The organism is Ramlibacter sp., assembly GCF_029866045.1.
Taxonomy (GTDB): Bacteria; Pseudomonadota; Gammaproteobacteria; order Burkholderiales; family Burkholderiaceae_C; genus Ramlibacter.
The window spans coordinates 1-13492 of the sequence record NZ_JARXAB010000150.1 but is presented as its reverse complement, the minus strand read 5'-3'; the positions used below and the strand labels follow the sequence as shown (position 1 = coordinate 13492).

The window sequence follows — 13492 nt, the reverse complement described above, 5'->3', positions numbered from 1 at the left end:
TGGGCCACCGGGTGGCCCTGCTGGCCGAGACCGCCAGCGGCTGGCAGGTCGATGGTGACGCCTTCGACGCGGACATCCTGGCCTGCCCCAGCTGGGACGCGATCCGGCTGCTGCAAGATAACGCGGTGGCGGCGCCGGCTTGGCTGCTGCAAGCGCATGGCATTCGCCACGAGGCCATCGCCACGGTGTACGCCACCAGCCTGCGCCAGCTGCCGCGGCCGATGGTGGCGCTACGCAGTGGCCCGGGCGAGCCGGCGCAGTTTGTCTTCGACCGTGGGCAACTTGGTGGGCCCACTGGCCTGCTGGCCTTTGTGGCCAGTGCCAGCGAGGGCGAGCGGGATTTACTGGAGCAGCAGGTGATGGCGCAGGCCGACGCCTTGGGCTGGGTCGAGGCGCAAGCCCTGCAAACCGTGGTGGAACGACGCGCCACCTTCGCCTGCACCCCCGGCCTGGACCGACCCGGCCCCCAAGTGGCCGAGCGCCTGTGGGCCTGCGGCGACTGGGTCGCCGGTCCTTACCCCGCCACGCTGGAGGGCGCGGTGATGTCGGGCCGACATGCGGCCGCAGCGCTGGGACGGGTGCGATTACCTGCCCCTTGAGGGCTCAACCCAATGCCTCGCACAGCTCCTGCAGGCTCAGGCATTCGATCTCCGGTGCCCGGTCCTCGTGGGGCCAGAGCTTTTCCTCGCGGTTGATCCAAGCCGCCTGCATGCCGGCGTCCTGGGCGCCGAGCACGTCGAGGGCAATGTCGTCGCCCACATGAAGCACATCGGCGGGGGAAACAGCAACGGAATCAGCGGCCATGTGGAAGATGCGCGCGTCCGGCTTGGCGACGCCGGCCTGGCGGGCGCTGAAGGCGGTGCGAAACAGGTGCCCCAACCCGACGCGCTGGATATCGGCGTTGCCGTTGCTCACCGCCACCAAGGGGTAGCGAGCGGCGAGCCGCTCCAAAGCGGCCAAGGCGTCGGGGTAGAAGACCACATCCTGGCGGGCAGCAAAGAAGACATCGAAGGCCGCCTCGGCCAAGGCCGGGTCGTCGCCCGACTCGCGCAGCGCCTGGCGAATCGATTCGCGCCGCATCGCGCTCATGTCATGGTGCAGGTCAGTCCGCTCCCGCCCTACCCGCTCGCGAATCGCCCGCAAGGCCTCCGGGCTGCCATGGAGCCGGGCGGTGGCCGGCGCCTGGGTCGATAGCCACTCGATGAGGCGCTCCTCGGCCCGGCGGATGGTGGGCCAGATGGGCCACAGGGTGTCGTCCAGGTCCAGAGAAATAGCCCGAATTCTTGGCAAGTTCAGCATGCAGGCGAGAATAGCCCATGGCCGCCATCCTTCCCTTCCGCACCGAGCCGGCGTATTCCCACGGAAAAGCCCCGGTCACAGGCATCCTCCTGTGCAATCTGGGCACGCCCGACGAGCCCACCCCCGCCGCGGTGCGGCGCTACCTGCGCGAGTTCCTGAGCGACGCCCGCGTGGTCGAAATTCCGCGCGCGCTCTGGCTGCCGCTGCTCCATGGCGTGATCCTGCCGGTTCGCTCCTCGAAGTCCGCCGCCAAGTACGCCACGATCTGGACGCCCGAGGGCTCGCCGCTCAAAGTGCACACCGTGCGCCAGGCCGCCTTGCTCGAGCAGGCGCTGGTGGCGGACGGGCATCAGGTGCGGGTGCTGCCAGCGATGCGCTATGGCAACCCGTCCATCGCCTCGCAGCTGGATGCGCTCAAGGCAGCCGGGGCCACCCGGGTGCTGGTGCTGAGCGCCTACCCGCAGTATTCGGGCACCACCACCGCCAGCGTGGTCGACGCGGTCAACGCCTGGACCACGCGCGCCCGGCAGTTGCCCGAGCTTCGATTTGTCAACCGATATCACGACCACCCGGGCTACATCGACGCGCTGGCCGCCGGCATTGAGTCGCACTGGCAAGTCCATGGCCGCTCGGAGCATCTGGTCATGAGTTTCCACGGTGTTCCCGAGCGCACCCTCTCGCTGGGCGACCCCTACCACTGCGAATGCCATAAGACCGGCCGCCTGCTGGCCGAGCGCCTGGGCCTGGCCAAGGAGGCCTACACGGTGAGCTTCCAGAGCCGCTTCGGCAAGGCCAAGTGGCTTGAGCCCTACACCGAGCCCACGCTGCAGGCGCTGGCTGCGCGCGGCGTCAAACGGGTCGATGTGGCCTGCCCGGGCTTTACCAGCGACTGCCTGGAGACCCTGGAAGAAATCGCCATGGAGGGCCGTGACGCCTTCCTCGCCGCCGGTGGCGAGGGCTACCAAGCCATTCCCTGCCTCAATGAGCATCCGGCCTGGATCAGCGCAATGACCATGATTGCCAAGCAGCACATGGGGGGATGGCCCACTGAGACGGTAGCCGGCGCGGACACGGAGGCGGCGCTGGCGGCCAGCCGGCAGCGATCCCTGGCCATGGGTGCGCGGGACTGAGTCAGTTGGGCTGAACGATAAGCGCTGCGGCTCTGTTTATGACCGGAGCATGCGCAGCACCCGCGGCAACACCCGTGGCAGCACCAGTACAGAGACGATGGCCACGATGAGCATCACCGACATCGGCCGCTGCAGGAAGACCATGCCACTGCCCTCGCCGATCGAGATCGCGTTGCGCAGCTGGGCCTCGGCCAGGGGGCCGAGGATCATTCCCACCAGCACCGGCGCGGTGGGAATGTCAAAACGCCGCATCACGACGCCGGCCACGCCAATGCCCCAGAGCAGCACCAGGTCGAAGGGACTTTGGCGCATGCCGTAGGCGCCCACGGTCGAGAAAATCAGGATGCCCGCGTACAGCTGCGGCTTGGGAATCTTGAGCAACTGGACCCACATCTTCACGAGCGGCAGGTTGAGAATCAGCAGCATCACATTGCCGATGTACAGCGACGCGATCAGCGCCCACACCAGCGCCGCCGAGGTGGTGAACAACTGCGGTCCCGGCTGAATGCCGTAGTTCTGGAAAGCGCCCAGCAAGATGGCGGTGGTGTTGGAGGTCGGAATGCCCAGGGTGAGCAAGGGGATCAGCGCTGCGGTCACCGTGGCGTTGTTGGCAGCCTCCGGGCCAGCCACGCCCTCGATGGCGCCACGGTTGCCGAATTCGGCTTTGTTCTCCGGGCTCGCGAGCTTTTTCTCGACCGCGTAGGACAGAAAGGTCGGGATCTCGGTGCCGCCGGCCGGAATGCAGCCAAAGGGCGTGCCGATGGCGGTGCCGCGCAGCCAGGCGGGGATGGAGCGCTTCCAGTCACTGCCGCTCATGTAGACCCGGCTCATGCGGTTTTGCGTTTCCACCTCGCGGCCTTCGTAAAGCGCGAAGTGCAGCACCTCGGCCACCGCGAACAGGCCCACAGCCACCAGCACGATCTCGACGCCGTCGAGCAGTTCGGGAACACCCAGGGTGTAACGGGCCTGGCCGGAGATCTGGTCCATGCCCACCAGGCCCACGGCCAGGCCGATGAACAGGGCCGTCATCCCGCGCAGCGTGCTCTGGCCCAGAACCGCAGAGACGGTGGTGAAGGCCAGCGCCATCAACAGAAAATACTCGGGCGGCCCCAGCTTGACTGCAAACTCGGCAACGTAGGGTGCGAACAAGGTCACGACCACGGTGGCAATCGTGCCGGCCACGAAGGAGCCGATCGCCGCGGTGGCCAGGGCCGCGCCGGCGCGGCCGCTCTTGGCCATCTTGTTGCCCTCCATGGCGGTCACCATCGAGGCGGTCTCGCCTGGCGTGTTGAGCAAGATCGAAGTGGTTGAGCCGCCGTACATCGCACCGTAGTAGATGCCCGAGAAAAAAATCATCGAGGCGGTGATGTCCACCTTGGCGGTGATCGGCAGCAGCATCGCCACGGCCACCGCCGGGCCGATGCCCGGCAGCACGCCCACAGCCGTGCCCAGCGCGCAGCCCACCAGGGCCCACAGCAGATTGACGGGCGTGACGGCAGTCGCAAAGCCCTGGAGCAGCGCGTTGAAGATATCCATCACAACCACCCTGTCGAGGTGAGACCCGGCAGATTGATCGCCAGGAATTGGGTGAAGGCCCAGTAGACCGGGGCCGCAATGGCCAGACCGGTGAACAGGTCTGCCGCCAGCACGGCCGGGCGGCTGGCTGCCTGTCCCTGGGCCCGGCGCATGCCCTGCACCGCGAGCAGGTAGCACAAGGCGCAACTGAGAATGAAGCCCGCGCGCTCGATCAGCGCCGCGTTGGCCAGCAAACCAGCCGACACCCAGACCCCACCCACCCACCAGGCACGCTCGGCGCCCGTTGGCGCCTGCAGGTCACGCAGGCCACCGGTGAGCGCTTCGCGCACGATGAGCAAACCGCACAAGGTCAGCACCGTGGCCACGACCCAGGGCAGAAAGTTGGGACCGGCGCCGCCGTAGCCCGCCTCGCCCGGAATGGACAGTGCGCCCCAGGCCAAGGCAAGACCCAAGGCAGTGACGCCAGCGCCGAGCGCGGCGTGGGTCAGGGGAATGGAAGAGGGTTTCATCGCTGCTGAAGAAAAAAGCCCGGCCGGAGCCGGGCAATGAAGAAATGCGCCGCCCTGGCGCATCCTTACCGTCAAATCATGCCGGCCTTGACCATGGTGGCGCGCAGGCTGGCGAACTCGTCGTCAACAAACGAGTCGAAGGCGGCGCCGGTCATCACGGCCGGGGTCCAGTCGTTCTTTGCGAGCGACTCGGCCCAGGACTTGGTCTTGAGCGCGGCCAGCACCATGTCGGTCAGGGCCTTGCGCTGGGCCGCAGTGATACCAGGGGCGCCATAGACGCCGCGCCAGTTGCCAATCTCGACGTCGATGCCCTGCTCCTTGAGGGTGGGCACGGTCACGCCCTTGAGCCGCTTGCCCGAGGTGACCGCGATGCCCTTCATCTTGCCGGCGTTGATGTACTCGGCAAACTCGCTGTAGCCGCTGCCGCCGACGGTGACGTTGCCGCCCAGGATGGCGGCGGTGGCTTCACCGCCCCCACGGAAGGCGACATAGTTGATCTTGCCGGGGTCGACGCCCACGGCGCGGGCGATCTGGGCCGCAGCGATGTGCTCGGTGGAGCCGCGCGAGCCGCCGCCCCACTTGACGCTGCCCGGGTCCTTCTTCAGCTGGGCGACGACGTCGGCCATGGTCTTGAAGGGCGAGTTGGCCGGCAGCACGAACACGTTGTATTCGCTGGTGATGCGGGCAATGGGGGTGGCCTGCGACAGGTTCACCGGCGGCTTGCCAGTGATGATGCCGCCGATCATGACGGCGCCCATGACCATGATTGCGTTCGGATCGCCCTTGGCGGCGTTGACGAACTGGGCCAAGCCCAGGGCACCGGCGGCGCCGCCCTTGTTCTCGAAAGTGACGTTATCGGCCACCTTGGACTCCAACAGGGCCTTGCCCAGGGCACGGCCCGTGGCGTCCCACCCGCCGCCGGGGTTGGCGGGGATCATCATCTTGAGGTTGGCGGCGGCTTGGGCCGTCATCGGCAGGGCGCCCGCAGCGGCCAGGGCGGCCATGGACTTGAGGAAGGTATCGCGACGCATGGTGTTCTGGTCTCCAGTTCGAAAAAGAGGACAGTTCGATCCTTGAGCGCCAGCCTGTCAATCGGCTGTCCCGGGCATCAGGGAAACTACTGAGTCCGCTCCGGCTAACCTCAGGCCGAGCCGCTTGCCGCAGCATGGCCCTCTCTGCGCCGACCAGCCACCGCTTCCCCTCAAGCCCTCCCCCCAAAGCCGCCCCGGACCTTCCTGCCACTTGCCCCGATGAACCTATTGCTGGTCGAAGACGACGCCTCGATGCGCGCCACGCTGGCGCGGGCCCTGGGCCGCCGCGGTTGGCAGGTGCGGCCCTGCGAGGACGGCGAGCAGGCCCTGGCTCAATGGCAGGCCGCGCCGCCGGACGTGGTGGTGCTCGACCTCAGCCTGCCCGGTCTCGATGGCCTGCAGGTGCTCGAGCGGGCCCGCGCGGCAGGGCTGGCCCAGCCTGTGTTGATCCTCACCGCCAGGGGCACGGTGGGCGACCGCATCTTGGGACTCAATGCCGGGGCCGACGACTACCTGCCCAAGCCCTTCGACCTCGACGAACTCGAAGCCCGTCTCAAGGCCCTTGGGCGTCGGGGTGCGGCGTCCGCGCCAGGGACCGGCCCTGGCGCCCCCGGTGCAACGACGGGCTCGTCCATCGCCGGCCCGTCCATCGTCTCCCTGGGTGCCCTGGACTGGGACCGAGACAGCGGCGCGTTCTACCACCAGGGTCAGGTGCTTGAACTCACCCCGCGCGAGACCGCCCTGCTGCAGGCGCTGATGGCCCGGCCCGGCCAGGCCATGGCCAAGGAGCGGCTTTTCGAACGCGTCTTCCCGGGCGCCAGCGATGTGCAGCACGAGGCGGTGGAAGTGGTGGTCTACCGCCTACGCAAAAAGCTCGCCCCCACGGGCGTGGAGCTGGTCACGCTACGCGGGCTGGGCTACCTGCTTAAGGCCAGCGCCCCAGCCTAATCGCTGCCCATCCGGAAACCCGATCGTCCTTGCCGCCACCAAGCGGTGCGACAGCGCGCCCCTGCGGGAGCGCGTCGAATCCCATCCACAAGGACTCTCCATGATCAGCACCCCATTAAGCCAGCTGTACCTCCAATTCAATCGTCAATACGACCCAGACATCGACCGACTGGAATTGCGTGCCAGCTCAGACTCTGGCCCGCTGCGGCTCAAGACCCGCCAGGCCTTCTTCACCAATATGACGAGCCGGGAGGCGCACCGAGAAAATGCCAGGACCCTGAGCCGGTCATTCCTGGGCAACAGCATCCGAGAAGCCCAGCCCCGCGCCAGCGCCCAAGAGGTCAGCCAACATCTCGGCAGGATCTGGGGCGACGTCATGGGGGTGAGAAGTGCGATTCGCGTTCGCCATGTCCGCGACCTTCGGAATGCGGTGACTGCCCTCGCCCACGCTCATCCGCCCCCGCACGCACCCGCCCAGCCCGCTTTAGATCCCGACCAGGACATCCGGCACGACACCAGGCAACTCTGGCTCACCAGCCGGCAGGGACCCGCCCGTGTCCTGGGGGCTTCCTCCTTCGCAGCGGCGGCCGCGCCAGACACCACGCCCCCAGCGCCCCCAGCACAACTCTCGCCCGCGCCTGCTCCACGACCCCCAGCCGCCGGGCAACAGGCGCCGGCCCAGAGCACAGGCGTGCAGGACGCACGGTCGCGGCTGGCGCGCGAGAACGACAAGAATGAGGCCCTGTCGCACCTCAAAAAGATCTACTCCCCCGCGGCGGTCCCAGGATTGAGCGTAGCCGACCGGGGCTATTTGCATGACCGCCTGCGCAACCTTGTGGACTGCGCAGACAAATACCTGCCGGAGTTGATGCGAGGCCGGGCACAAGACCATGCCATTCTCGAGGCGGCGGCCGGCCACATTCTCCGGTCCGAGGGGCTCCGCCTGGATAGCCGGGCCGCTCTGTACAAAGCACTGGTGGCGTGCGACGTCGGCGCGGCGCAAAGGCTGTTCCGAGCGCTGCCCCCAGGCGAAGCCTCGGTTCTGTCGAAAAGTCTGGTCATTGAGCGCAGCCAACCGCGCACCCTGGCCGACACCGCCCAGGCGGCCCCGCAGTCCGGTCAAAATAACCACCTCCAGAAGCAGACCCCAGGCTGACCCTCCCTGCAGCGCCCCTGATGCCCCGACGTCCCCACTCGCTCCGGCGTCAACTGCTGCTGGGCATCCTCCTGCCGGTGATCGCCTTGGTAGCGATCAACGGCGTCTCCCTGTACCGCAGCGCCCTGGCCGCGGCCAACACCGCCTATGACCGCTCGCTGCTCGCCACGGCCAAGGTGATCGGCGAGCAGCTGGACGTGCGCGGCTACGACCGCGAGGCCAAGCTGCGGGCCACAGTGCCCTACTCCGCACTCGAGGCCTTCGAGGCCGACAACCGCAGCCGGTTCTTCTATCGCGTCTCCAACTTGCAGGGCGAGTTGATCTCGGGCTTTGGCGACCTGCCCTTCTGGCGCGGCAGCCTGCCCGAGCAGCCGCCCTATGCCGCCTTGGTTGATTTCTACGACGAGCGATTCCGGGAGGACGAGGTGCGGGTCGCGGTGCTGTTGCAGCCGGTGGCCAGTGCCAGCGGTCGGGGCATGGCCGTGGTGCAAGTCGCCGAGACCCTAGAGCTGCGTCGCCGCCTGGCGCGCGAGGTGCTGCTGGACACGCTGTGGCGCCAGCTCGGGCTGGTGGCGGTGATCGCCGCGGTGGTGGTGTGGGTGGTGCAACGTGCCACCCGGCCGGTGCGCTCACTGTCGCAAGCGCTGCGAGCGCGCGCCGAGGGCGACCTGACCCCCTTGACGAGTGAGGACGCGCCGCGCGAGCTGCAGCCCTTGCTGGAAGCCACCAACGGGCTGATGCAGCGGCTCTCCGCCCTGCTCGAGCAGCGCAAGCGCTTCGTCCGCGACGCGGCGCACCAGCTGCGCACCCCACTGGCGGTGCTCAAGACGCAAACCCAATCGGCGCTGCGCGGCGACCTGGCGCCGCGTGAGGCTTTGCTGGAAATCGCTGGCACGGTGGACCGCGCCACCGGCCTGGCCAATCAGATGCTCTCGCTGGCCAAGGTGGAACAGCTGAGGGAGCAGCCAGACGCGCCCGCGGTCGAAGACTGGGCCGCTGTCGTGCGTGCGCTCGCGCTCGAGATGGCGCCGCTGGTGGCCGACAAGCGTCTCGACTTCGAGATCCACACCGAACCCGCGCCGGTGCGCGCCCACGCCTGGATGCTGAGCGAACTGGTGCGCAATCTCCTGCACAACGCGATCCGCCACACGCCTGCGGGCGGCAGCCTGTCGGTGCGGGTCGAGGCCAAGGCGGCGCAGGCCTCGCTGGAGATCGCCGACACAGGGCCGGGCATCTCCGATGAACTGCGCCAGCGGCTGTTCCTGCCTTTCTCGGCGGGGGACAGCCGCTCGGGCTCTGGCCTGGGCCTGGCCATCTGCCAGGAGATCGTGCGGGCGCTGGGCGGCAGCATCCGCCTGGACCCTCGGGTGGAAGAGGGGCCTTCCCCCGCAGCGCACCAGGGATTGGTGGCGCGTGTGTGGTTGCCGCTGGCGGTGCATGACAATGAGGCAACCAAACCTGCCACCTGACACCCACCTCGCCCCCACCTCGCCCCATGAGCACCGCACCCGACCGCCAGCGCATCGACAAATGGCTGTGGGCCGCGCGTTTTTACAAAACGCGGGCTCTGGCGGTAGACGAGATTGCACTGGGGCGCGTGACGGTCAATGGCCAATCGGTCAAGCCCGCGCGCGAGGTCAAACCCGGCGACACGGTGGGCCTGCGGCGCGACGCGATGGTGCGCACGGTCGTCGTGCGCGGCCTCTCGGCGATGCGCGGTCCGGCGCCGGTGGCGCAGCAGCTCTACGAAGAAACCGCGGAGAGCGTCGCCGCCCGTGAGCAGGCGATGGAGCGCAATCGCTACGCCCGCGAGCCGGCGCTGGCCATTGAACAGGGACGCCCCACCAAGCGAGGCCGCCGGGATCTCGACGAGGCACGCCGCGGTTGGGACGACCGCTGGAGCGCGTCGGTCGACGATCGCTGAGGCCAGCCGTAGCAGCCGGCCACCCCTCAGGGCAGCAGCACGATCTGACGCGTGCCGTCGGAGCGGCCCTCCGCGGAAAGGCGCAGGGTCACCTCCACGGCTTGGTCAACCGACATGACCCGCGCCACCAGGGCGACGCCGTCCCCGCGGGGCACCGCGCGCAAGGGTGCGTCTGGCGGCAGTGACATGGAGAATCGACCCGGGCCGCTGAAGTCGCAGCGGGTATCACTGCGGCAGTCGGGGCGGGGCGTCTCCCGCAGGTCGGTCACACGGCCACCGCGCGCGGCCAGACGAAGCACAGGCTCGGCGTAGCCCCGCCCGCGCGTCGGCGACAGGCTGAGGTTGAAGCCGTCCCCCTCGACGCCGGGGGGGAGCGACAGCACCCAGTCCCAGGAGGCACCCGAGGCCGGGTCGGTGTAGGCCGGCTGCCGGCGCGCCTGAACTTCGAGCTGCGCCTGGGCCACCTGCTCAAGCAGCGCCAGTTGTGCCAGGGCCTGCGGAGCCTCGGCGACGGACTCGCTGGCCTCAGCATCGGCCTCAGCATCGGCAGCGGGCGAGGCCCCTCCGCAGGCTGTCAAGCCGAGCAGCATCAGGCTCGCCAACACCGGGCCGGCGAAGGTCCCGAAGAAAGAGCCGCCCCGCCAGCGCCTGGTGCCCGGTCGCCGACCGACCGGGCCAGGCCGGGCAGCGAGCGGGCGGACCGGATGGCTCATTCGGCTGAGAGTGGTTTGAGCATCTGGTCTCCCCCCTTCGGGAAGGAAGTGAGGCGCTTGTCACCGGACGGCAAGTCAAATGCCCAGACCGCCGACCGTATGCATGAGGACGCATGGGGAAGGTCGCCCCTCGCATACATTTCTGCGTCCTTGGCCGGGACTTTGCCAGGCGCCTTGCCGAGCACACGCTGGTCGACCAGAGCACTCACCTGGATCAGGGTCACAGGCCTCCCCAGACTCCACGGCCCCTCGGATACCACGAGCTCGGCGTTCCCAACGCGGGCTTGCTCGAGCTTGCGGTAGTCCGGACTCGATTCCAGCGCGCAACTAGGCTTGCTCAGCTCGGCCAAGCGCGCCTGCCTGAGTTCAGGAGGACGCGACAACACGAAGGTGGCATTCCTCAGGCCTCTGTGGGCCAGCTGGCCTACAAGGTAGGTGGGCTCCTCCATCAGCGCGCCTATGGAGTAGGTGAAGCACCGCGGCGCCCTCGGGTCCTCTATTTGGGAAAACCTGGACTCTGACCCAGGACAGGGAAAGGAGATTTTCTGGGCCTGCATCACCCGGTACTCGAACGTGACCCCGGAGTGGCTCAGTGCCTTACGCAAATGCGCAAGTTGATCAGGGCTCAGGCTGTCTACCCACGACGCGCCCGACGGACTCGCTTCGTTCGCCAGGTCTGTCGCTCGCGCCCCACTCGCCAAGTCCATGCCAGGCATGAAGCCTCGGTTCGGCGCCAGCCCCTGGAGCACGCGCTCGAGGGTCACCGCGCCGGTGAGGCTATGCGGGTCGAAGGTGCTGCCCCCCATGGCGGCCAGAGGGCTACGGGCATCTGCACGGTCTGAGCGTTCCTGTCGGTCCGAACGCTCGGTGGAGAAAGGGGTAGCGGCCAAAGCCGGCGCAGCGCTGGACAGGCACAACATCGCCGCCGCAAGAGGTTTCAAAGAAAGTCGCATGGAATACTCCTTGGAGAAATAGCACCCGGGAGGGATGGACTCGCTCCTGGGGCTCCGGGTGAATGGCCTTTGAAGCGTCGAAGCCCACCCGACTGCGACTACTGAGTGCGACCCCGTCAAAATACTTACTAAAGTACACGATATAGCTCTTCAGTATTCATGTCAACCGCTGTCCGAAAAGCGGCGCGCGTGCGCACAACCCCGAATGGAAACGGCCCACCTTCCCCGGGACAATGGCCACTGTTTCAACCGACCCGACACCCATGACAAGCAAGAAACTGACAGGAAAAATCGCCGCCGACCGCATCCGCCATCTGGAGGTGCCCAGGCCCGACCCCCGCCTGATCGAGGGCTTCATGGCCCTGGGCGACTGCACCGGTGTGGTCTCCGACGTGATGGACGAAATGGGCATCGTCGGCGCGGTGGGCGCCAGCACCCTGCGACCTACCATTGCCGGAAAGGTGATCGTGGGCCCCGCGCTCACGGTGCGAAACATGGTGCAGCGCGAGCATGTGTACGACCAGGCCAAGGCCAAGGTGAACAAGATGGCCGAGTTCGAGGGCCACAACCTGGCGATGCCCGGCGACATCCTGGTGATCGAGGGCGTCCCGGGCGTGTCCAACATGGGCGGTATTTCGGCCCAGACTGGCAAACGCCAGGGCGAGTTGGGGTCCATCGTCTCCGGCGGCGTGCGCGATGTGCCGCACGCGCGTGCGTTCGACTACCCGATGTGGGCCTCCGAGATCACCCCCATCACCGGCAAGTGGCGCATCGAGACGGTGGAGATCAACGGCGACGTCGAGATCTTCGGCATCCGGGTGCGCTGCGGCGACCTGGTGGTGGCCGACGACACCGGCGTGTGCTTCGTGCCGATCGAGCGCGCCGCCGAGGTACTTGAGCGCTCGCGCAAGAAGGCCGACGGCGAGCGTGAGCGCTGCGAGCATATCGACAGGGGCGTGCCAGTGGCTGACCTGCCCGCCGCCGACCTGCACGCCAAAAACAAGGCCTGAGCCGCACCGGTTTCCCCTGCGGGTACCCACGAGCGACACGCCACACCCCATCCCACACGAGACTCTGGAGAACCTGATGTCCCTGCCCTCCTCCCTTCGCCGCCGACAGGCGGTCGTCGCCCTTGCTGCGGCTGGCGCCCTGGCCGGCCTGTCCCTGCCGCTCACCGCGCAGGCCCAAGCCGCCTACCCGAGCCGACCGATCAAGCTGGTCGTCCCCTTCGCCCCCGGTGGCGGCGTCGACCTCATCGCGCGCGTGGTGGGTCAGAAACTCGGCGAGCGTCTCGGCCAGTCCATCGTGGTGGAGAACAAGGCGGGCGCCAGCTCGATGCTGGGCACCGACCAAGTGGCCAAGTCGCCCGCGGACGGTTACACCTTGCTCATGACGAGCACCTCGATCACGGCCAACCAGAGCCTGTTCAAGAAGGTGCCCTACGACGCCCGCAAAGACTTCACGCCCATTGGCATGGTGGCCAATGCGCCAGCCATCGTGGCCGTGCATCCCGGGGTCGCTGCACGAAATTTGCAGCAGTTCATTGCTTTGGCGCGCAGCGCAAAAGACCCGGTGCCCTACGCCTCCTTCGGTATCGGCTCTGCGCCGCACCTGGTCACCGAACTGTTCGAAGCTGCGACCGGCGCCAAGCTGCTCCACATCCCCTACAAGGGCGGTGGCCCAGCGGTACTGGCCACCCTTGCCGGGGAAACTTCGGTGATCATTCCGAGCATGGTCCCGGTGCTGCAACACATCAAGGATGGCAAGCTACGGGGCCTGGGAATCGCCTCAGAAAAGCGTCACCCCTTGCTGCCCGACGTACCCACGCTGCGCGAACAAGGCGTGGCAATGGAAACCGGCACCTGGTTCGGCATCCTGGCGCCTGCGGGCCTGCCGCCCGCCATCGCCCAGCGTCTCACCACCGAGCTCAATGAAGTGCTCAAGGACAAGGACGTGCTGGCCAAGCTGATCTCGGAGGGTGCCGAGACCACGCCGATGGACCCTCGCACCTTCGGCGCCTTCATCGAATCAGAAACCAAGCGCTGGCGCGACGTCGTCACCAAGGCGGGCATCCAGCCTGAATAAGCTGGAGTAAGCCCGGGCTTGGCCGGGCTCGCCACACCCAGCGCGCTGAAGACCGCTTACTCGACCTTCAGGTCCAGGGTCTTGAGCACGGGCCGCAGGCGCGTGTCCTCGGCCTTGATGCGGAGCCAGAGGTCTTCGTGCAACAGGGACTTCCCGAGGGCCTCGATGGCGGGGGTGCTCCGTCCGCGCAGGAAGGTCAAGGCCTGGC

The 13492-nt window shown here is 67.7% G+C and carries 14 protein-coding genes; 8 read left to right on the top strand and 6 right to left on the bottom strand.

What is annotated here, in order from left to right; genetic code table 11:
* On the top strand, positions 1–599 hold a 599-nt coding region (locus QE494_RS15365), incomplete at its 5' end, for an FAD-dependent oxidoreductase (RefSeq protein WP_336619445.1).
* A 4-nt stretch (positions 600–603) separates the two neighbouring features.
* On the opposite strand, the gene QE494_RS15360 is transcribed toward QE494_RS15365, so the two are convergent.
* Positions 604–1299, bottom strand: a complete 696-nt coding sequence (locus QE494_RS15360; RefSeq protein WP_300044568.1) for an HAD family hydrolase — start codon at positions 1297–1299, stop codon at positions 604–606.
* 17 nt (positions 1300–1316) lie between these two features.
* Between QE494_RS15360 and hemH the strand changes: the two genes are divergently transcribed.
* A complete protein-coding gene (gene hemH, locus QE494_RS15355) occupies positions 1317–2429 on the top strand; it encodes a ferrochelatase (protein WP_300044566.1) in 1113 nt (370 codons plus the stop codon).
* A 36-nt stretch (positions 2430–2465) separates the two neighbouring features.
* Here the strand turns inward: hemH and QE494_RS15350 are convergent, their stop codons facing one another.
* The 3 genes from QE494_RS15350 to QE494_RS15340 form a co-directional block, all read right to left on the bottom strand.
* Positions 2466–3965, bottom strand: coding sequence for a tripartite tricarboxylate transporter permease (locus QE494_RS15350; protein WP_300044564.1), 1500 nt, complete (start codon positions 3963–3965; stop codon positions 2466–2468).
* Positions 3965–4474: a tripartite tricarboxylate transporter TctB family protein gene (locus QE494_RS15345; RefSeq protein WP_300044561.1), complete on the bottom strand. Its 510-nt coding sequence runs from the start codon at positions 4472–4474 to the stop codon at positions 3965–3967. The genes QE494_RS15350 and QE494_RS15345 overlap by 1 nt, the downstream gene beginning before the upstream one ends.
* Positions 4475–4545: 71 nt before the next feature.
* The gene (locus tag QE494_RS15340) at positions 4546–5505 is read right to left on the bottom strand and encodes a tripartite tricarboxylate transporter substrate binding protein (protein ID WP_300044559.1); all 960 of its coding nucleotides are present in this window, start codon (positions 5503–5505) and stop codon (positions 4546–4548) included.
* Positions 5506–5724: 219 nt separating this feature from the next.
* Here QE494_RS15340 and QE494_RS15335 point away from each other — a divergent pair, with 219 nt between their 5' ends.
* The 4 genes from QE494_RS15335 (at position 5725) to QE494_RS15320 (ending at position 9533) form a co-directional block, all read left to right on the top strand.
* On the top strand, positions 5725–6453 hold the full coding sequence (locus tag QE494_RS15335) for a response regulator transcription factor (RefSeq protein WP_300044556.1): 729 nt from the start codon (positions 5725–5727) through the stop codon (positions 6451–6453).
* Positions 6454–6553: 100 nt separating this feature from the next.
* A complete protein-coding gene (locus tag QE494_RS15330) occupies positions 6554–7609 on the top strand; it encodes a hypothetical protein (protein WP_300044554.1) in 1056 nt (351 codons plus the stop codon).
* A gap of 20 nt (positions 7610–7629) precedes the next feature.
* A complete protein-coding gene (locus QE494_RS15325) occupies positions 7630–9078 on the top strand; it encodes a sensor histidine kinase (RefSeq protein ID WP_300044552.1) in 1449 nt (482 codons plus the stop codon).
* 26 nt (positions 9079–9104) lie between these two features.
* Positions 9105–9533 (top strand): RNA-binding S4 domain-containing protein, encoded by a 429-nt coding sequence (locus QE494_RS15320; protein WP_300044549.1) that lies wholly within the window; start codon positions 9105–9107, stop codon positions 9531–9533.
* 26 nt (positions 9534–9559) lie between these two features.
* On the opposite strand, the gene QE494_RS15315 is transcribed toward QE494_RS15320, so the two are convergent.
* Together QE494_RS15315 and QE494_RS15310 are read right to left on the bottom strand one after the other, a co-directional pair.
* On the bottom strand, positions 9560–10246 hold the full coding sequence (locus tag QE494_RS15315; protein WP_300044546.1) for a hypothetical protein: 687 nt from the start codon (positions 10244–10246) through the stop codon (positions 9560–9562).
* On the bottom strand, positions 10243–11199 hold the full coding sequence (locus QE494_RS15310; RefSeq protein ID WP_300044544.1) for a hypothetical protein: 957 nt from the start codon (positions 11197–11199) through the stop codon (positions 10243–10245). The genes QE494_RS15315 and QE494_RS15310 overlap by 4 nt, the downstream gene beginning before the upstream one ends.
* A 263-nt stretch (positions 11200–11462) precedes the next feature.
* Between QE494_RS15310 and QE494_RS15305 the strand changes: the two genes are divergently transcribed.
* Together QE494_RS15305 and QE494_RS15300 are read left to right on the top strand one after the other, a co-directional pair.
* Positions 11463–12209, top strand: a complete 747-nt coding sequence (locus QE494_RS15305) for an RraA family protein (RefSeq protein ID WP_300044542.1) — start codon at positions 11463–11465, stop codon at positions 12207–12209.
* Positions 12210–12285: 76 nt separating this feature from the next.
* On the top strand, positions 12286–13284 hold the full coding sequence (locus tag QE494_RS15300; RefSeq protein WP_300044539.1) for a tripartite tricarboxylate transporter substrate binding protein: 999 nt from the start codon (positions 12286–12288) through the stop codon (positions 13282–13284).
* Positions 13285–13492 lie beyond the last annotated feature (208 nt).

What these genes read in the sequence shown, in the direction of transcription:
- QE494_RS15360 (WP_300044568.1), bottom strand. Translation starts at nt 1,299, where the DNA reads ATGCTGAACTTGCCAAGAATTCGGGCTATTTCTCTGGACCTGGACGAC.
- hemH (WP_300044566.1), top strand. Translation starts at nt 1,317, where the DNA reads ATGGCCGCCATCCTTCCCTTCCGCACCGAGCCGGCGTATTCCCACGGA.
- QE494_RS15350 (WP_300044564.1), bottom strand. Translation starts at nt 3,965, where the DNA reads ATGGATATCTTCAACGCGCTGCTCCAGGGCTTTGCGACTGCCGTCACG.
- QE494_RS15345 (WP_300044561.1), bottom strand. Translation starts at nt 4,474, where the DNA reads ATGAAACCCTCTTCCATTCCCCTGACCCACGCCGCGCTCGGCGCTGGC.
- QE494_RS15340 (WP_300044559.1), bottom strand. Translation starts at nt 5,505, where the DNA reads ATGCGTCGCGATACCTTCCTCAAGTCCATGGCCGCCCTGGCCGCTGCG.
- QE494_RS15335 (WP_300044556.1), top strand. Translation starts at nt 5,725, where the DNA reads ATGAACCTATTGCTGGTCGAAGACGACGCCTCGATGCGCGCCACGCTG.
- QE494_RS15330 (WP_300044554.1), top strand. Translation starts at nt 6,554, where the DNA reads ATGATCAGCACCCCATTAAGCCAGCTGTACCTCCAATTCAATCGTCAA.
- QE494_RS15325 (WP_300044552.1), top strand. Translation starts at nt 7,630, where the DNA reads ATGCCCCGACGTCCCCACTCGCTCCGGCGTCAACTGCTGCTGGGCATC.
- QE494_RS15320 (WP_300044549.1), top strand. Translation starts at nt 9,105, where the DNA reads ATGAGCACCGCACCCGACCGCCAGCGCATCGACAAATGGCTGTGGGCC.
- QE494_RS15315 (WP_300044546.1), bottom strand. Translation starts at nt 10,246, where the DNA reads ATGAGCCATCCGGTCCGCCCGCTCGCTGCCCGGCCTGGCCCGGTCGGT.
- QE494_RS15310 (WP_300044544.1), bottom strand. Translation starts at nt 11,199, where the DNA reads ATGCGACTTTCTTTGAAACCTCTTGCGGCGGCGATGTTGTGCCTGTCC.
- QE494_RS15305 (WP_300044542.1), top strand. Translation starts at nt 11,463, where the DNA reads ATGACAAGCAAGAAACTGACAGGAAAAATCGCCGCCGACCGCATCCGC.
- QE494_RS15300 (WP_300044539.1), top strand. Translation starts at nt 12,286, where the DNA reads ATGTCCCTGCCCTCCTCCCTTCGCCGCCGACAGGCGGTCGTCGCCCTT.